The organism is Acinetobacter sp. Ver3, from assembly GCF_000632455.1.
Taxonomy (GTDB): Bacteria; Pseudomonadota; Gammaproteobacteria; order Pseudomonadales; family Moraxellaceae; genus Acinetobacter.
Window position 1 is genome coordinate 32,371 of sequence record NZ_JFYL01000012.1, and the last position, 17,969, is coordinate 50,339.

A 17,969-nucleotide genomic window follows, 5' to 3' on the forward strand; every position below is an offset into this window, starting at 1 on the left:
ATATATTGAAATCATACCGAATCTAAGCTTCAAAACGTATGTAAAATAAATTCGAAAGTTTTCAGAAAAAAGGCAATAAAAAAGCAAATCGTCAGATTTGCTTTTTTGAATGTAGATCAGATGAAAATTTATTCATCATCATTGTTGTCAAAGTCTTCTTCAACAGAATTTACTGCTTCTAATGATGAATCAAAAATTAAGATAGCTTTACCATCAGTTTCAATCATGCCTTGCTCTTCAAGTGTTTTAAGAACACGACCAACCATTTCACGTGAACAACCTACAATACGACCAATTTCTTGACGAGTAATACGAATTTGGCGTCCATTTGGAAGAATCATTGCTTCAGGTTGAGCTGACAAGTCGATTAAACAACGTGCAATACGACCCGATACATCAATAAATGCTAGGTCAGTTACTTTTCGAGTTGTATTTTTTAAGCGACGAACGAGCTGTGCGAACACCGCATAGCTAAGATCTGGATACTGCTTACTTACTTCATGGAAGTTAGCATATGAAATTTCAGCAATCTCACATACATCACGTGTACGTACTTCTGCAGTACGCTGAGGATTACTTTCAAATAATCCCATCTCTCCAAAAAAGTCCCCTGGGTTTAAATAGGCTACAACAATTTCACGTTCATCATCTTCACGTAAAATAATTGAAACCGACCCTTTTAAAATTAGATACAGAGATTTCGACTCTGAGCCCGCATCAATAATTGAAGTTCGTTTTGGAAATCTATTGATGTGCGCACGCTTGAGCAAAGCTTTGACAGATTCAGGTAATTGACCTGGCGACAAAGCATCTGTACTAAGTTGTGAAAAATTAGAAGTCATGCTTTTTAAATTCCGATTTGGATAGTAACTAGATCTTTAGACCTAAATAAACTTGCCACGTGAAGCATAAGAGGTGAAATTCCTTATCAGCTCAATATATGCTAGTGTACAGTCCTAAGTAAATTTATAGTTTTTTTTAGGTAGTTGCAATGCATACTAGCGTACATTGGTTAGAGAATGTTGCTTTTGAAGCAAAATCTGAAAGCGGTCACCAAATTATCATGGATGGTGCTGAAGCTTACGGTGGTGAAAACCGTGGTCCACGTCCGATGGAACTCATTTTAATGGGGCTTGGTGGGTGTGCTTCGTTTGATATTGTGACCATATTAAAAAAATCTAGACAAGATGTGACTGGTGTTCAATGTCAGTTGAAAGCTGAGAGGGCAGACACAATTCCTGCGGTTTTCACGAAGATACATTTGCATTTTGTGGTTACAGGAAAAGCAATTAAAGAAAAGCAAGTCGCTAAAGCGGTTGAGCTATCTGCAGAAAAATATTGCTCAGCAAGTAAAATGCTTTCAGATGGCGGTGTTGAAATTACACATGATTTTGAAATCATTGAAGCCGAAGCTTGATTTTATCGAGTTAAAAAAAGCAACCTTAAGGTTGCTTTTTTTATGTAAGTTGAGCGAATCAATTTTACTCTTGTACCCATGGCAGATTATGAAATCGCCAGCCATTGTAAGTACCACGATGGGAGTTGGGATCTAAATCACCTTCAAAACCTTGATCGATATTATATACGTTTGTGAAACCAGCGTTATACGCCACACTCGCTGCTGCTGCAGAGCGCTTTCCACTACGGCACATGAGCAAAATGATGTCATATGCATTAACAAAAGATTGTAACTTCTCTAAAAACTCAGGGTTACGTTCAAGTGAGATGCCTGTGAGCCAAGGAATATGTTCAGAATGTTCGACATAACCTACGAATTTTCGCTCTTCATGTGTTCTGACATCAATAATGATCGCTTGTTGGGATTGGAACAAAAGCCACGCATCTTGGGGTTTTAAAGAGCCTGCAAAGAGGAGTGTATGATCTTCTACATTTTTTTTTGCTTCAGATAAAATAAATTTAATTTTATCTTGATGGACTTTATTTTCTGAGAGATTTATAAAATGATTCATGTAAGTATGCCTGAATGATTAAATCATCCGTTTATGGAAAACGGTGATTATTATAAGTTTTATCTATATTCTTTAAATAAATATAAAATTGATTGTTTATCTTATAAATTCATATTGAATGATTTTGCACAACATGTACCGATTAGGTCGATATAAGTTCGGCGTACTCCTATGTGATGATTTGAGAACAATAATGACCGTTTACTGAGAATATATTTTCTTTGTCATATGTAGTGAATAGTAGATAAATATCATAATCACCATGAAAAAATTGTGAAGTGGTATTGAAAAATGTATGAGCAGCACAAATATTATAATTATAATCTATCTTTATTTTTTAAATAATTGAAATTTAAGAAAATAATTAAAAAACCGACTTGAAATATGACGCTTCTCACCCATTAACTAAGCAAGTACCAAATTTGTTGTGAGGAAAATAATAATGCGTTTTGAAAAATTTACAAATCGCTTACAGCAAGCCTTATCTGATGCGCAATCTTTAGCAATGGGCAAGGATCATACAGCGATTGAAGGCATCCATATACTATCGACACTGCTTGAAGAGCCATCAAATATGAGTTTGTTGCAGCAGGCAGGGGCGAATTTACGAGAATTGAGCACAAAGTTGCAACAGGCGCTTGCTGATGCACCAACACTTGCCCATCCAACTGGGGATATCAATCTCAGTCCAGATGTGGTTAAAGCGCTTAACTTGGCAGATAGTTATGCACAAAAATCGGGTGATGAGTTTCTTTCAACAGATTGGGTGTTACTTGGTTTAGCGGAAACGGGTGCAACCAAAACTATTTTGAATGCGGTTGGAGTTCAATCCGCAGGTTTAAAAGCGGCGATAACTAAAGTTCGAGGTGATGAAAAAGTCATGAGTAACAATCATGAAGATCAACGTGATTCATTAAACAAATACACCATCGATCTCACTGAGCGAGCACTTTCTGGCAAGCTTGATCCAGTGATTGGGCGAGATGATGAAATTCGTCGAACAGTTCAAGTTTTATCACGCCGTACAAAAAATAATCCTGTTTTGATTGGTGAGCCGGGTGTCGGTAAAACTGCCATTGTTGAGGGTTTAGCACAGCGTATCGTTAATGGAGAAGTGCCTGAAAGTTTAAAAAATAAACGTGTCTTATCACTTGATCTTGGATCGCTTTTAGCTGGTGCAAAATATCGTGGTGAATTTGAAGAGCGCTTAAAAGCAGTATTAAAAGATCTTGCTAAACATGATGGTGAAATTATTCTGTTTATCGATGAGTTGCACACTCTAGTCGGTGCAGGTAAAGGCGACGGTGCAATGGATGCAGGTAACATGTTGAAACCTGCTTTAGCACGCGGAGAATTACGTTGTGTAGGTGCTACAACTTTAGATGAATATCGACAATTCATTGAAAAAGATGCAGCACTTGAACGTCGTTTCCAGAAAGTATTGGTTGACGAGCCTAGCGTTGAAGACACGATTGCGATTTTACGTGGATTAAAAGAGCGCTATGAAGTACATCATGGTGTCAAAATCTTAGATTCTGCCATCATTGCTGCAGCTAAAATGTCACATCGTTACATTACAGATCGTCAACTACCAGATAAAGCGATTGATCTAATTGACGAGGCGGCATCTCGAATTAAGATGGAGCTTGATTCAAAACCTGAGTCTCTAGATAAATTAGAGCGTCGTCTTATTCAACTCAAATTACAGCTTGAGGCTGTAAAAAAAGACGAAGATGCGGGAAGTAAAGCTGAAGTTTCACACTTAGAAAAACAAATTGCTGAAGTGGAGAAGGAATACAGCGATCTTGAAGAAGTGTGGGTTTCTGAAAAGCGTTTGGTCCAAGGCGATCAACAAATTCAGGCTGAGCTTGATCAAGCACGTATTGCGATGCAAAAGGCACAACGTGAAAATGATCTAGCTGAAATGGCTCGTCTTCAATACGGTGTTATTCCTGATTTGGAGAAACGACTCAGTGAAGAAGCATCTGAAGAGAAAGTTGAACCTAAATTATTGCGTAATAAAGTGACGGACAATGAAATTGCCGAAGTTGTAAGTGCAGCAACAGGAATTCCTGTAGCAAAAATGCTACAGGGTGAGCGTGAAAAATTACTCAGTATGGAAACATTTTTACATAACCGCGTCGTAGGCCAAGATGAAGCGGTAGTTGCAGTTTCTAATGCTGTACGACGCTCACGTGCTGGACTTTCAGATCCGAATCGCCCAAGTGGTTCATTCTTATTTTTAGGTCCAACAGGTGTTGGGAAAACTGAGTTAACTAAAGCTTTAGCAAACTTCTTATTTGACAGTGACGATGCCATGATCCGTATCGATATGTCTGAATTTATGGAGAAACATTCTGTTAGTCGTTTGGTGGGAGCACCTCCTGGTTATGTTGGTTATGAAGAGGGTGGTGTGCTAACTGAAGCAGTACGCCGTAAGCCTTATAGCGTGGTGTTATTTGATGAAGTAGAGAAGGCTCATCCAGATGTATTTAACATTCTGCTTCAGGTACTTGACGATGGTCGCTTGACTGATTCGCAAGGGCGTGTGGTGGATTTTAAAAATACCGTGATCGTCATGACTTCAAACTTAGGTTCAAATGAAGTGCGCGAATTAGGTGACATGGCGACGGAACAAGATGTACGCAGTGTTGTGATGGCTGCTGTTTCTGAGCATTTTAGACCAGAGTTTATTAACCGAATTGATGAGCTTGTAATCTTCCATGCACTGAAAAAATCGCAGATTCGAGGTATCGCGGATATTCAGTTAGATCGCTTACGTGCTCGTTTGGCTGATCGTGATTTAAGTTTGACTGTAGATGACACTGCTTTCGATGAATTAATTGAGGCAGGATATGACCCAATCTATGGGGCTCGACCACTTAAACGTGCTATTCAACAAAAGGTTGAAAATACATTGGCTCAAAAAATCTTGGCGGGAGAATTTTTGCCAGGAGATACAATTGTTATACAAAGCACTGATGGAAATTTGAGTTTTAGTAAACTTAAATTAAATTAGAATTTAATAAACAAACTTAGAAAACCTGAATTCGTTCTAGGTTTTTTTTCATTTAAGTGATTTAAAAATAATAAATTTATTTTTTAATAAAATTGCTACTCAAATCTATTAAGTATAAGATTGCACTCAATATTTTTGTGAATAAATGTTTAATTTGTTTATTGATTCACAAAAGGAATTCATTGTTTAGCTTAATGGGATCAATATGCTAGAATTAAAACGACTCCGAAAATTAAAAAAAGAACCTTATAGTGAGTTTGTTAAGGTAAAAGATTTAAAACCCCGTGATATTGAAAAGATGTTCAATATTTACAGTAACTATTATTCAAATACAGTCTTTGAAATTTTTGAAAGAGACCTTCTGGAAAAGACTGGTGTGTTTATCATTCGAGAACCCAAAAAAGATTTTTTAGTGGGTTTCTCAACTGTAATGGAGCGAAATTTTACCGTGAACGGTAAAACTGCCCATGCTTTTTTTTAGTGGTGATACCATTATTGAGGAGGCGTATTGGGGTAGTCGAGCATTACAACGTGCGATGTTCCGTTATGTAATGACCTTCAAATTACGTCATACGGGTGTACCGATCTATTGGATGCTGATCTCAAAGGGCTTTAAGACCTACTTACTTCTTGCAAATAATTATTATCACTATTATCCAAATCCTGAAAATAAAGATGAATATTTAAAAGATTATGTTGAAGCGTATTGTCGTGAGTATTTTGCAGAATACTATGATGATGAATCAAAGCTGATTGATTTTGGAGAAAACTATCAGTGTCTGAAACCTGATGTGGCCCCAATAACAGAAGAAATGCGCCAGAAAAATCGTAAAATTGAGTTTTTTGAGGAATGCAATCCATCTTGGGTTCAAGGTACTGAATTACCGTGTATTGGTGAGCTGCGTTGGGTTGATATTTTGCAAACAGCGGTAAGGTTTGTGAAAAAATCATCGCTCAAAAAAAATAAGTCGAATCTGAATAAAGATAAATTATCTAAATCGGCTCAAACCAAAGATCAAGATCAAGATTCTAAGGTGGCCTAATGTCTGTGATATTTGCAGCTCATCAAGTTTTAAATTTGGCCTGTAAAAAATCATTTAAAGACTTTTATCAATACGCTGATCAATTGGAAAAAGTTCAGCGTGATAAATTAAAAGTTATATGTGATGATCCAAAGATGGAATATGAGTCGTTTGCTCAACATTTTCCAGTAACACGTTATGCTGATTGGAAGCAGAAAGTTGAAGCATCACGTAATCAATGCGTAAATTTACTTAATAAAAGTAAAATTATCCGATTCCAGCCTACAAGTGGTTCAAGTGAAGCACTCAAATTTATTCCATATACCCAACAATTTTTAGGTGAAATAGATCAGGCGATTGGTTTATGGCTCACGAGTTTATATCGTCGTTATCCTGAATTAAAACGTACAACACACTATTGGTCTGTATCTTGGTTGCCTGAAAGCCAGCGTCAACTGACGACCACTCATAATTTAAATGATGATAGTGCCTTACTTTCTTTTTCAAAACGAATTTTAACTCAAATTACGCAGGCCGTGCCTGCTGACATTGCTTTGGCAGAAACTGCTGAAGATGCGATGTTCGCTACAGCTGTGTATTTAGTCAGAGATGCAAATCTCGGCATGATTTCGGTTTGGAGTCCAACTTTTGCACTGCAACTGATCGAAATTATCCAAGAAAATAAGAGTGAAATCGTTGAAGTTTTATCGACTGGTCAGTGGAGTCGTCAGAGATTAGATTTCTTAAAAATCAAAAAATCTGTGCAACGTAGCCAGATTTTAAAACAATTAGATTTGGAAGACCCGACTTGTTGGAAAAAATTATGGCCAAAGCTATTTTTAATTTCATCTTGGGATACAGCAAGTGCACAGCACTGGGCACAAATTCTAAAAACCAAAATTAAGGGTGTAAGTTTTGAGGGTAAAGGGCTTTGGGCCACTGAAGGTGTGGTAACTATACCTTTAGAAGATCATTATCCACTGATGTATCAAGCTCATTTTTATGAGTTTCAGGATTTAGATACTCAGCAAATTTATCCTGCTTGGCTGCTTAAACCAGGTCAAATCGTGAGTCCTATTATTACGACGGGGTCAGGTTTGAAACGCTATATTATTGATGATGAGTTATTGGTTGATACTTTTTATCAGGGTATCCCTTGCTTTAAATTCCTTGGTCGAAAGATGACAGTTGATTTGGTCGGTGAGAAGATTGATCAAACGGTTGCTTTGAGTGTGATCGATACATTTAAACAAAACGGTTTTTTACCCATTAGTTTACTTGGAATAGAACAGACCGAATCGAAACCTTATTATGTTTTGCTTTCTGAGGGTAGTGTGAGTGGGCAGCCGTCTGATCAACAGTTAGATCAATTGCTAAAACAAAATTTTCACTATGAGCTGGCGCGTAATTTAGGGCAATTAGATGAAGCGCGCGTGATGCATGTGGAAGATGCATGGCATGAATATAAGACTATCGCAATGCGCAATGGCATGATTGAGGGGAATATCAAGCCAGAACCTTTGAAGAAAATGAAATTTATTTAAGAATTTAAAAATGACAGAGCAAAATTTACTATATCGATCAAAAATATCGCCTGAATTTTATCTACGTTATGCTGCGGAGCAAGATGATCCTCAATTGATTGAGCTGATTTCTGAAAGTATGCCGAGTAACGGTATGGTGATTTCATTTGAGCGAAAACCGAGTTATTTTCGGGCCACACATGCACAATATAATAAGCCCGAAATTTTGGTTGTCGTACATCAAGATCAACCTGATCAGATTATTGCCATGATGAACATCGGTTGGAAATTGTATTGGATTAATGGTGCCGCTGAACAATTACGCTATGTTTCAGATCTACGGATCAAGCTCACTGCCCGGGGTAAAAAAGCCTTTAATGTCTTTATGGAATACATTTTTGACTGCTTACCACGTGAAATTATCTTTCAAAGCGTGATTTTAGAAGATAATAAAGTAGCTCGAAATATGATGCATCGTGAAAGAGAAGGATACGCTTTACCTTATATCTTTGATTCGATGACTACTTTTACCATTTCTAAGGTACCTAAGTTTAAGCAGTCTGCTGGACTTCGCCTTGAAACACTGACCATAGATAAGATTGATGCGGTCAATGGTTTTATACAAGAAATGGCTTCTCATTATAATTTTTTACCTGATTATGACTTTAAACAGTTACTGGAAGCTAATCATCCTTTTTGGTATGGGTTGAGGTTAGAAGACTTTCATTTAGTGCTCAATTCAGATCAAAAAATCGTAGGTTTATTTGGTTTGTGGGATCAAAAAGATTTTAAACAAACTAAAGTGGCGAGTTATTCTAAAACGTTAAAACTGTTGAAGCCTGTTTATAACACTTATGCTCGTATTACTGGACAGTTAACGCTTCCAGAAGAGGGGCAATCCTTTGATTATCTCATGACGCATAGTTTCCTCTGTCATCCAAATGCGGTTGAAGTATTAAAGTTTATGCTGACCAATGTAAACACATTGGTGAAAGCTCAGGGTAAAACATCATTTTGTGTGACAGTGGTTGAGAATGATCCACGTAAGCAAGTTCTAGAACAGTGTTCATCACATAAAATGAAAGCAGTTCACACGCTTCATAGTTATGAAAGTAAACCCTATGACGTGATTGATCGTTCTAAATACTCTTACTTTGAAGTGAGTCGTATTTAAGAATGTGGTGCGTTCATCGGAATGCGGGTGAACGCACTTGATTAGCTGTAATTAATAAATATATAAATAAAACTACAATAATAATTTTCGAGATAAAAAATGGAATTTATAAGTGTTACTTTTCGACGGTCAATTTTAATTTCTGGCATGCTGATGTGTAGTTTTCAATGGGCAACTGCACAGAAATTAGATGAATCTGAACTTATCGAACAGCAAGTGATTGATCAAAATTTGAATGAAAATTTAGTGCAAGAATTAAAAAATGAAGTAGCACAAAGCACTGAAGAACAAATACAGAATCAACAACATTTGGCTCAGATTCAAGCAGAAGAATTTAATCAGAAGCAATTGGTTTCAAATGCGGTTTCTGATTTTGAGTTGACCAAAAAAGCAGATCCAGAGCAGATTAGCAAAACCATTAAACCACTGACGCATTATCCTTATGATACGCTACCACGCACTGTCTATGTTTCAACTGATCCTATCATTATTGTGACTAAGGAATATCCACCTTCAAAAAATTTAAGAAAATAAAAAGGGCAAACGAATTGCCCTTTTTATTGGTCAAGCTCTCTAATCATTAGGCTTGAAGATGTCTAATTTTCCATGAACGGTGAATTTTAGTATTACGTTTAAAGTCTAGACCAATTGTTTCATGGGTGAGTTCTTCAATGTCATAAAACGCTTTGATTTCGTCGTCTAATTCAAAACCACGATAGTTATTTGAGAAATACAGTGTACCACCAGTGGTTAAACGATTCATTGCACGCTTAATCAGGGATAAGTGATCACGTTGAACGTCAAACGTACCATGGAATTTTTTAGAGTTCGAGAACGTTGGCGGATCGATAAAGATTAAGTCATATTGTTCATGACCTTCTTTTAACCATTCAAAACAATCACTGGCAAAGAACTGGTGTTGTTGGTCAGCATGATCAACCGTTAAACCATTTAAGACAAAGTTTTCTTTAGACCAGTTCAAATAAGTATTTGAAAGGTCGACACTGGTCGTGCTCGCAGCACCACCTAACGCAGCATGTAAACTTGCAGTTGAGGTATAACTATATAGATTAAGGAAATGTTTACCTTTCGCTTCAGCAGCGATGCGTAAGCGAATTTGGCGATGATCGAGGAAAAGACCAGTATCTAAATAATCTGTGAGGTTAACCAAGATTTTCGCTTTGCCTTCTTGAACGATAAAGCGTTTAGAGGCAGTACTTTGTTTAGTGTATTGGTTTTTACCTTCCTGACGAGCACGAGTCTTGATAAAAATGGCATCGCGACCTAAACCTGTGACAGCACGGATTGCTTGTAAAGCAAGATTAAAACGTTTTTTCGCTTTTTCAGGATCGATTGATTTTAGTGGGGCATATTCTTGAACATGCAATCGGTCACCATATAGATCTACAGCGACATTGAAGTCTGGTAGATCAGCATCATAAATTCGCAAACAATAGATATTTTCTTTTACAGCCCATTTTTTCAAATTCTGCATATTCTTTTGCAAACGATTTGTAAAATCTTCAGCACCTTCAATTTTATCGAATTGAAGTGGTAGCCAATTGGCTAAGAAAGGTTGTGTCACAACAGGTGGCTTAATCTTACCTGAGCGAATATAAATAGGTAGCTTACCATTCATTAAGCGAAGCGTTTGAGTTTCGCTAAATGCCAACACGTCTGCTTGTTCAATTTGAGCTGCAATAACTGCGGCAGTTTGGTTGGCAAAGTTCTTTTGAAGTAAGCCAGATAGACCAAGATAGAATGAACGGCTAGAGCCTTTATCACCAAGACGCTCACCATAAGGTGGGTTAGTGACAACGACCACAGATTTACCTTCTGCTTTAAAATCTGGCCAATCAGAAAGGGTACGCTCTTCAATTTGAATTTGATCAAGCAACGCCTCAAATCCTGCTGCGCGGATATTATTTTTGGTTGCTTTTACTGCTTCCCAATCTGCGTCAAAGGCATAGAATTTTGGAAGCGGTTTTTCTAAGGCAACTTTGTGACGTTCCGCAGCTTCACCTTTAATTTGCATCCAAAGATCATGATCATGACCATTCCAGCCATTAAAGCCGAAACGACGAACCAAACCAGGCGCGCGGTCAGTTAACATCATTAAAGCTTCAATAATAAATGTTCCTGAACCACACATTGGATCAAGAACAATATCTGGATTCTTTTCAATTAATTGTGCGTGTTGAAGAATGGCTGCAGCCAAGTTTTCTTTGATAGGTGCATCAGTCATATAGTGGCGATAGCCACGTTTATGCAATGAATCGCCAGACAAATCTAAACAGAAAGTATGTTCTTTTTTACCAGCCAAAGCGTAAATGGTTATTTCTGGTTGTTTGATATCGATGCTTGGACGCTTACCGACAGCCTCCATGAAGGAATCTACGATACCGTCTTTCACACGTAAGGTGGCGAATTGGCTGTTGACTTTGATCTCACGTTCGACATGTAAACGCACAGCAAATGTACTTTGAGGTGCAAAAATAAGCGACCAGTCAAAACTATTTGCACCTTCGTAGAGTTCTTCAGCTACATCGCGTGCATCGTGAGTAAATTCAACTTCAAACGTATGGATAGGCGTCAAAACACGTGATGCAAGACGAGACCACATACAAATGCGGTAGGCATCAGCCAATTGACCTTTGAAAACCAATCGCCCAGGGAAACGTTCAACGTTTTGTACTCCTAAACCTTCAATTTCTTCTTGAAGTAAGGTTTCAAGCCCATCTGCACAGGTAACCCAATATGTAGAAAGACGAGGTTTAGAATTCATGAACATTCCCAAAGACTAATAAAGCAATCGTATATTTTAACTTATTTTTGATTTTAAAACTGCTTTAATGCGTTGATCCAACCATTTTAAAAATAATTTAAATTTAAAAGATTGATTGAAACTGGTTGATATAGCCCCATAAAACTAAAAAACACTAAAAGATAAAAAAATATGCTGGCTTTAATTTTCTCTATGTTTACCTTTTTATTATCGATGTCTATCTCTCCTGGACCTGTTAATTTAACTATTCTCAGTAGCAGTATGAACTTTGGTGTTCGAAAAACTTTTGCTTTTATTTCAGGTGCTACCATTGGATTTACTGCTTTACTTGCAGCAGTTTGCTTTGGTTTATATCAGATTATTTTATTGTATCCGGTTCTTTTGGACGCTATTGCGCTGTTAGGAACGGCTCTATTGGTTTGGATTGGCTGGAATATTTTAAGCGCTAAAGGCGAAAAAATTCGAACAGATCACAAAGATCTAGAGAAGATTCCAAATTTTACGCAAGGTGCGTTAATGCAGTGGCTGAATCCAAAAGCTTGGATTGCCGCCGTTTCAGGTGCAGCCCTATTTTCAGCTTCAGAGAATAGTGTTTATTTAGCGCTTTTTGTTTTGATTTATTTTATGGTCTGCTATGTCTCTTTATGGCTTTGGGGATATGCAGGGGAAAAATTGGCTCACTTTCTTAATGTGGGAAATCGGGCAAGAATTTTCAATAGGGTGATGGGAAGTCTTTTAATTGTGATTGCTATACAGATGTGTCTCACTTATTTTTTAACATATCCATAAAACTATGAGTGGATCATTTATTGAAAATTTCTATTTTTATAATCTAACTCACTATTTCAGGGAAATTGGATTGAACATATGTATGAAAATAAAGATAAACAAGCTTTTATGTAGGAGTTATGAGCCTAATTTTGAGAGAATTAGAAGATTTCAATGGAATGCTTTTGGTTAAATTAAGTTTTTGAAAAATTTTATGAAACATCATAAGTCGTGATGAAGTTAGATATTGATCAGCTGCAGTGTGGGTCACTGCCAAATCATTTTAGAATCTGTATAATACGTTGACTTAACGTATAAGGAATCTCTCATGCACTTCGCTGCATTGCATACACCGAGCCAGATTCAACTCAACCAAGATGGGAATCTCAAACACTTCCTCACCATCGAAGGCCTTTCAAAAGAAACTCTTACAAAAATATTGGACACTGCACAGTCCTTTTTTAATGACCAAAATCAGCTCATTACCAATAATTTGCTTGAAGGCAAAACGGTAATGAATCTGTTTTTCGAAAATTCGACACGTACACGAACGACATTTGAAGCAGCGGCAAAACGTCTTTCTGCCAACGTACTCAATATTGATATTGCTCGCTCAAGTACTTCTAAAGGCGAAACATTGAGAGATACACTGTGGAATTTAGAGGCAATGGCGGCCGATATCTTTGTGGTTCGACATTCTTCATCGGGTGCTGCACATTTTATTGCGAAGGATGTTTGTCCAACTGTTGCGATTATCAACGCGGGTGATGGACGTCATGCGCATCCAACTCAAGCAATGTTAGATATGCTTACGATTCGCCGTGAAACCAATAAAAAATTTGAAGATATTTCCATTGCGATCATTGGGGATATTAAACATTCACGTGTTGCACGTTCTGATGTGGCTGCGTTGCAAACATTAGGTTGTAAAGATATTCGTGTGATTGCGCCGAATACTTTACTTCCTTATGGCTTTGATGAATATGGTGAAGGTGTTCGCCTATTTAACAATATGGAAGCTGGGATTAAGGATTGTGATGTCATCATTACTTTACGTATTCAAAATGAACGTATCGATTCACCTGCATTATCGTCACAAGCCGAATTTTACAAAATGTATGGTCTGAACAAAGAGCGTTTGGCTTTGGCGAAACCTGATTGTATCGTGATGCATCCAGGGCCGATGAATCGTGGTGTTGAGATTGATTCAAGTATTGCAGATGGTCCTCAATCCGTGATTTTGAATCAGGTGACTAATGGTATTGCGGTGCGTATGGCAGTTCTCGCGCTGGCGATGCAGGGTCAGTTACAAGAACAAGGTTTAATTGAAGCAGTTGCGGTATAAGGAATCAGTCATGTCTATTGTTAAAGTCGAAAATGTACGCGTCCTAGATCCAATTGCTCAAACTGATCAAATAGAAACTATTTTTATTCAAGATGGAAAACGCATCGAAGCGACTTCTGAGGTTCATGAAAGCATCGATGGGCAAGGCAAATGGCTGATGCCAACGATGGTTGATTTGTGTGCACGTTTACGAGAGCCAGGTCAACAACAACATGGAACGTTGAAATCTGAAGGTAAAGCAGCACGTGAAAATGGCATTTTACATGTATTTACCCCACCAGATTCAAAACCTATCGTTCAGGACAATGGCGCTTTAATTCATGGTCTTGTTGAAAAGGCAATGTTAGATGGCGGGATTTACCTTGAGGTGATAGGTGCACAAACACAAGGGCTTCAAGGAAATCAACCTGCCAACATGGCGGGTTTAAAAAAGGGTGGTTGTACTGCTGTATCAAATGCAAATGCACCTTTTGCGAATGACGATGTGGTGCTTCGTACGCTTGAATATGCTGCAGGTTTGAATTTAACTGTCGTATTCTATGCTGAAGAGCCTCAAATTGCGAAAGATGGCTGTGTGCATGAAGGCTTTATTGCTTCACGCCAAGGTTTACCAATGATTCCTGCTTTGGCAGAAACGGTCGCGATCGCAAAATATCTATTAATGATAGAGGCAACAAAAGTCCGCGCACACTTCGGGTTACTGTCTTGTGGTGCTTCAGTTGAGTTAATACGTATCGCGAAGGAAAAAGGATTGCCAGTCACGTGTGATGTTGCAATGCATCAGTTACATCTTACAGAGTCTTTAATTGATGGATTCAACTGCTTGGCACATGTACGTCCACCTTTGCGTGCAGAATCTGATAAAGAATTACTTCGTCAGGGTCTGAAATCTGGAGTAATTGACGCGATTTGTACGCATCATGAACCACTCAGTAGTTCTGCAAAAATGGCACCTTTTGCAGAGACTTTGCCAGGTTTTACTGCTTTTGATTCATATGTTCCTTTTGGAATCAAATTGATTGAAGAAGGTCTATTTAGTCCATTAGAGTGGGTTGAAAAAGTAACGAGTGCGCCAGCTGCTGTCGCACAGATGACTGAGACATGGAAAGCACAGGCTGGATGGGTGCTGGTTGATCCAGATTTGGAATGGACACTTGATAAATCTTCTATTATTTCTCAAGGTAAAAATACACCATTGATTAATCAAAAAGTCAAAGGTAAGGTAATTCGTACTTTCATAAAATAATGTGAATTCAATCATTTAAAGGTCGATTAATATCGGCCTTTTTTATTATGGATGATTGAATAATTCATGATTCAGTATATTTTATGAAGATCTTTATTTTTTAATAAAATTTAACTGAGAGCTTTAATAAGAATCAAAACAAAACCAATGAGGTTTGGTATCAAGAGCTTGAGTTTGATTGGGGGAGTAGCATGAAACTTCAGATGAAAACATTGACCACATTGTGCATGGTTGGTGTGTTGTCAGGATGCCAACAAGTGTATTCAATCATGTATGCTTTTAATCGTTGTGATCAACCTGAAGTGCAATTAAAACTCGAACAAGTCATCCATAAAGACATCGCGAATATCTCAGCGACTCAACTCAAAAGTATTATAGAAAATGATCAAGTTATTATAGATGGTCAACTCTTACAGCGTAGTTTGAAACCAGTTCAATTTAAAATTGAAAACATTGATAAAATAAAGAAAATGAGATCCTCTGATCAGACGATGTGTACAGCAAGAGTCACTGCTGAACTACCATCAAATTATCTGACGGATGCTGATGTATCACGCGCATTAAATCGAGAGTCAAATGTTTTAGAATCAGCCGCACTTTCTCAATTAAACTTTGAGAACAATCAGATTTCTACTGAGTTAAATTATAGTGTACGAATTTCAGAGCATGAAGTAACTGTACAATTGGTGAATGCACTACATTTCACCAGCTTTATGCAAAAAGTTCTAATAGATGCACATTTAAAACCTTCACGTTTGACGGCTTTAGCGTTAGATCGTCAAAAGAAACAAGCACTTTTAAATAATCAAAATAAAACCTCAGACGATTATCAATCCGTTCTTATTGCTGAAGCACAACTTAAATTAGATCAAGCCAATGAAGATCTAAATTCTGTATGGAGTAGATCTTCACTTCAAGCACGCCAAAAAATACAATACGAGCAAGAACTGTGGGCTAAAAAGCGTAATTTAGAATGCAAACTAAATAGTGAAGGTGCCGATAATCCTGAAGTTTTTAGATTGAATTGCGAAACAAATATGGCGATTAGTCGAACATCTGAATTACAGCAAAAAATTTTCACTCTAAGTTAGGCATTGATTAATCAGGGTTGTTGAGCGTTAGCTTTTACGCATCAAATTTTAAAAAAATAAAAATGTGATGGAGTTGTTGTTTTTTATTTGATTAAATATGTCAAAATTATAAATATGCGGTATAAAAAATGACGTATAAGATTAAATTGGCTTTGATTATCTCTACCATCTTCGTTGCAGGTTGTGATCTGAATAAGAAAAGCAAAGACACCTCACAGAATGTAGAAATTGCTGATTGGAGTTGTACTTCTCCTACGAATGTCAAAGAAATTGAACGCTTTGCGCAACAGGAATATAACAACATTTTAGATCGTCGTTTAAAAGCAACAGATCAGTATGAGTCAGATTTAAAATTACTTTCCCAAATCAACTCATCGCTTAGATTTGAACTCAAGTCGATTACAACAACGAGTGATCCTTCAAATGCAACAAACAAATTGACGTGTTCAAGCCAGTTGGTTATCCACCTGCCGAAGGGGCTTCAACGTCGTGCTGAAAATGCATACCTTGAAAAACCTTGCGAATATGAATGTGAACATGACGAAGGTAGTTATACGCTCCAACATTGGATTAATGATGTTCATGGCAATATCAGTTATGGGCAAGATAAGCTCACAGGCACTTTGAATTATGAGATTACCAAGACGGATAAAGAAGGTTTAATGCTGAGTGTGCAACCTGATAATGCATTGTTAGATATTGCTGCAAGTATGACGAGATATGCTGTTCAATTTGAAGCATTTCGTAAAGCAAATCAGAATGAATCAAAAGCTTACGAAGAGTATGAGGCTGTTCAACAAAAACAAAAGGCCTTGGCACTCAAAGCTATGCAATTGAGAAAATCTGATTTAGATAAAGAGCAAGCAAGAGCTGTCGAGCGACTTAATTTAACTTGGGATAATTTGAGCGGCGAACAAAAAGAGCAGCTAAAGAGCGATCAAACTGAATGGTTCGAACGTCGTGACGTGGACTGTAAAGTGGTCTCTCAAAAGTCAATTGAAAGTATCCCAGAAAAAGAACGCGAAACTTATCAGCAACATTATCAATATTGGGACAATGAAATGAATCAAATGAATGTTGAGATGCAATATTCTAAATGTTTCATTCAAAAGACCAATGAGAGAATTGTATACCTAAACAATGTGTTTAATTAATTCATTACAATATAGCAAAAGGGCGAATTGATTCGCCCTTTTTTTATCGGCATGCTTAGGTATACAGAATATATGTGGAAGCGATATGCGTATTAGTGTGATTGGAGCAGGGCGCGTAGCTCATCATTTGGCTCAGGTATTGAGTCAGCATCATGAGATTGTCCAAGTGTTTAGTCGAGAGCAATCTAAAGCCAATTTGTTGGCGGCTTTAGTAAGAGCTAGACCATGCAATGCAATTGAAGATCTCGAAGACACTGTTGATATTGCATTATTGGTGGTGAGTGATAAGGCAATTGAAGAAGTTGCTGAAAAAGTTGCAAAACAGCTTCCTCAGGCTTTAATTGTACATACGTCTGGCAGTACCCATATCTCTAAAATCACGCAATATCATGAGCGTGCAGGTGTGTTCTATCCACTACAAACCTTTAGCTTTGAAAGTCAAATTGATTGGTTGAGTACGCCAATATTTGTTGAAGCGATGCGCGACCAAGATTTAGCCTCCTTGACTCAAATGGCAAAAGAGTTGAGTCAAAAGGTTTATCAATATGACTCAACACAGCGCTTGAGTTTGCATTTAGCAGCTGTCTTCGCGTGTAACTTTACCAACTACTGCTATGACGTCGCTAAGCAGCTCGTAGATGCACAAAAAGTCGATTTTAATTTATTGTACCCATTGATTTTGGAAACTGCGAAAAAAGCGACTTTAAATCCCCCAAAACAGGTGCAAACTGGTCCAGCGATGCGTGGTGATCAAAACATTATCCATATGCATCAAGAGATGCTGGCGCAGGCTGGACGTACGGATTTAAGCCAAGTGTATAGTGTGGTGAGTGATCAAATTTATAAAAGACAATCAGAATAAAAAAACAGGA

16 protein-coding genes are annotated in these 17,969 nt (G+C 37.6%); 13 read left to right on the forward strand and 3 right to left on the reverse strand.

Annotation, left to right across the window (positions count from 1 at the left end; translation table 11 throughout):
• Positions 1 to 128: 128 nt before the first annotated feature.
• Positions 129 to 842 carry a cAMP-activated global transcriptional regulator CRP gene (gene crp / locus CL42_RS05345; RefSeq protein WP_035265881.1) on the reverse strand — a complete coding sequence of 238 codons (714 nt, stop codon included), beginning with the start codon at positions 840 to 842 and terminating at the stop codon, positions 129 to 131.
• Positions 843 to 991: 149 nt separating this feature from the next.
• On the opposite strand from crp, the gene CL42_RS05350 reads away from it, so the two are divergent.
• The gene (locus tag CL42_RS05350) at positions 992 to 1,417 is read left to right on the forward strand and encodes an OsmC family protein (protein WP_035265883.1); all 426 of its coding nucleotides are present in this window, start codon (positions 992 to 994) and stop codon (positions 1,415 to 1,417) included.
• 64 nt (positions 1,418 to 1,481) lie between these two features.
• Here CL42_RS05350 and CL42_RS05355 read toward each other — a convergent pair whose 3' ends face one another.
• The gene (locus tag CL42_RS05355; RefSeq protein WP_035265884.1) at positions 1,482 to 1,970 is read right to left on the reverse strand and encodes a rhodanese-like domain-containing protein; all 489 of its coding nucleotides are present in this window, start codon (positions 1,968 to 1,970) and stop codon (positions 1,482 to 1,484) included.
• A 442-nt stretch (positions 1,971 to 2,412) separates the two neighbouring features.
• Here CL42_RS05355 and clpB point away from each other — a divergent pair, with 442 nt between their 5' ends.
• From clpB to CL42_RS05380, 6 genes are all read left to right on the forward strand, one after another.
• The gene (clpB, locus tag CL42_RS05360) at positions 2,413 to 4,989 is read left to right on the forward strand and encodes an ATP-dependent chaperone ClpB (RefSeq protein ID WP_035265885.1); all 2,577 of its coding nucleotides are present in this window, start codon (positions 2,413 to 2,415) and stop codon (positions 4,987 to 4,989) included.
• A gap of 205 nt (positions 4,990 to 5,194) precedes the next feature.
• Complete coding sequence (locus tag CL42_RS16980; protein ID WP_155756958.1) at positions 5,195 to 5,470, forward strand: hypothetical protein; 276 nt, start codon at positions 5,195 to 5,197, stop codon at positions 5,468 to 5,470.
• Positions 5,457 to 6,032, forward strand: coding sequence for a hypothetical protein (locus tag CL42_RS05365; protein ID WP_155756959.1), 576 nt, complete (start codon positions 5,457 to 5,459; stop codon positions 6,030 to 6,032). Before CL42_RS16980 ends, CL42_RS05365 begins: the two co-directional genes overlap by 14 nt.
• Complete coding sequence (locus CL42_RS05370; protein ID WP_035265886.1) at positions 6,032 to 7,555, forward strand: GH3 family domain-containing protein; 1,524 nt, start codon at positions 6,032 to 6,034, stop codon at positions 7,553 to 7,555. The genes CL42_RS05365 and CL42_RS05370 overlap by 1 nt, the downstream gene beginning before the upstream one ends.
• Positions 7,556 to 7,565: 10 nt before the next feature.
• Positions 7,566 to 8,708, forward strand: a complete 1,143-nt coding sequence (locus CL42_RS05375) for a hypothetical protein (protein WP_035265888.1) — start codon at positions 7,566 to 7,568, stop codon at positions 8,706 to 8,708.
• 99 nt (positions 8,709 to 8,807) lie between these two features.
• Positions 8,808 to 9,242: a hypothetical protein gene (locus tag CL42_RS05380; RefSeq protein WP_035265889.1), complete on the forward strand. Its 435-nt coding sequence runs from the start codon at positions 8,808 to 8,810 to the stop codon at positions 9,240 to 9,242.
• Between the two features lie 46 nt (positions 9,243 to 9,288).
• Here the strand turns inward: CL42_RS05380 and rlmKL are convergent, their stop codons facing one another.
• Entirely contained in the window at positions 9,289 to 11,493 is a 2,205-nt protein-coding gene (gene rlmKL / locus CL42_RS05385; RefSeq protein WP_035265891.1) for a bifunctional 23S rRNA (guanine(2069)-N(7))-methyltransferase RlmK/23S rRNA (guanine(2445)-N(2))-methyltransferase RlmL, read from the reverse strand.
• A 171-nt stretch (positions 11,494 to 11,664) separates the two neighbouring features.
• On the opposite strand from rlmKL, the gene CL42_RS05390 reads away from it, so the two are divergent.
• The 6 genes from CL42_RS05390 to CL42_RS05415 all read left to right on the forward strand — a co-directional run bounded on the left by CL42_RS05390 (position 11,665) and on the right by CL42_RS05415 (position 17,959).
• Positions 11,665 to 12,282, forward strand: a complete 618-nt coding sequence (locus CL42_RS05390) for a LysE family translocator (RefSeq protein WP_035265893.1) — start codon at positions 11,665 to 11,667, stop codon at positions 12,280 to 12,282.
• Positions 12,283 to 12,589: 307 nt separating this feature from the next.
• On the forward strand, positions 12,590 to 13,606 hold the full coding sequence (locus CL42_RS05395; protein ID WP_035265895.1) for an aspartate carbamoyltransferase catalytic subunit: 1,017 nt from the start codon (positions 12,590 to 12,592) through the stop codon (positions 13,604 to 13,606).
• Between the two features lie 10 nt (positions 13,607 to 13,616).
• A complete protein-coding gene (locus CL42_RS05400; RefSeq protein WP_035265897.1) occupies positions 13,617 to 14,852 on the forward strand; it encodes a dihydroorotase in 1,236 nt (411 codons plus the stop codon).
• Between the two features lie 191 nt (positions 14,853 to 15,043).
• The gene (locus CL42_RS05405; RefSeq protein WP_035265898.1) at positions 15,044 to 15,943 is read left to right on the forward strand and encodes a lysozyme inhibitor LprI family protein; all 900 of its coding nucleotides are present in this window, start codon (positions 15,044 to 15,046) and stop codon (positions 15,941 to 15,943) included.
• Between the two features lie 128 nt (positions 15,944 to 16,071).
• On the forward strand, positions 16,072 to 17,097 hold the full coding sequence (locus CL42_RS05410) for a hypothetical protein (RefSeq protein ID WP_035265899.1): 1,026 nt from the start codon (positions 16,072 to 16,074) through the stop codon (positions 17,095 to 17,097).
• A gap of 85 nt (positions 17,098 to 17,182) precedes the next feature.
• On the forward strand, positions 17,183 to 17,959 hold the full coding sequence (locus CL42_RS05415; RefSeq protein WP_035265901.1) for a Rossmann-like and DUF2520 domain-containing protein: 777 nt from the start codon (positions 17,183 to 17,185) through the stop codon (positions 17,957 to 17,959).
• Positions 17,960 to 17,969 lie beyond the last annotated feature (10 nt).

Coding starts and splice junctions, on each gene's coding strand:
- crp (WP_035265881.1), bottom strand. CDS start 842: ATGACTTCTAATTTTTCACAACTTAGTACAGATGCTTTGTCGCCAGGT.
- CL42_RS05350 (WP_035265883.1), top strand. CDS start 992: ATGCATACTAGCGTACATTGGTTAGAGAATGTTGCTTTTGAAGCAAAA.
- CL42_RS05355 (WP_035265884.1), bottom strand. CDS start 1,970: ATGAATCATTTTATAAATCTCTCAGAAAATAAAGTCCATCAAGATAAA.
- clpB (WP_035265885.1), top strand. CDS start 2,413: ATGCGTTTTGAAAAATTTACAAATCGCTTACAGCAAGCCTTATCTGAT.
- CL42_RS16980 (WP_155756958.1), top strand. CDS start 5,195: ATGCTAGAATTAAAACGACTCCGAAAATTAAAAAAAGAACCTTATAGT.
- CL42_RS05365 (WP_155756959.1), top strand. CDS start 5,457: ATGCTTTTTTTTAGTGGTGATACCATTATTGAGGAGGCGTATTGGGGT.
- CL42_RS05370 (WP_035265886.1), top strand. CDS start 6,032: ATGTCTGTGATATTTGCAGCTCATCAAGTTTTAAATTTGGCCTGTAAA.
- CL42_RS05375 (WP_035265888.1), top strand. CDS start 7,566: ATGACAGAGCAAAATTTACTATATCGATCAAAAATATCGCCTGAATTT.
- CL42_RS05380 (WP_035265889.1), top strand. CDS start 8,808: ATGGAATTTATAAGTGTTACTTTTCGACGGTCAATTTTAATTTCTGGC.
- rlmKL (WP_035265891.1), bottom strand. CDS start 11,493: ATGAATTCTAAACCTCGTCTTTCTACATATTGGGTTACCTGTGCAGAT.
- CL42_RS05390 (WP_035265893.1), top strand. CDS start 11,665: ATGCTGGCTTTAATTTTCTCTATGTTTACCTTTTTATTATCGATGTCT.
- CL42_RS05395 (WP_035265895.1), top strand. CDS start 12,590: ATGCACTTCGCTGCATTGCATACACCGAGCCAGATTCAACTCAACCAA.
- CL42_RS05400 (WP_035265897.1), top strand. CDS start 13,617: ATGTCTATTGTTAAAGTCGAAAATGTACGCGTCCTAGATCCAATTGCT.
- CL42_RS05405 (WP_035265898.1), top strand. CDS start 15,044: ATGAAACTTCAGATGAAAACATTGACCACATTGTGCATGGTTGGTGTG.
- CL42_RS05410 (WP_035265899.1), top strand. CDS start 16,072: ATGACGTATAAGATTAAATTGGCTTTGATTATCTCTACCATCTTCGTT.
- CL42_RS05415 (WP_035265901.1), top strand. CDS start 17,183: ATGCGTATTAGTGTGATTGGAGCAGGGCGCGTAGCTCATCATTTGGCT.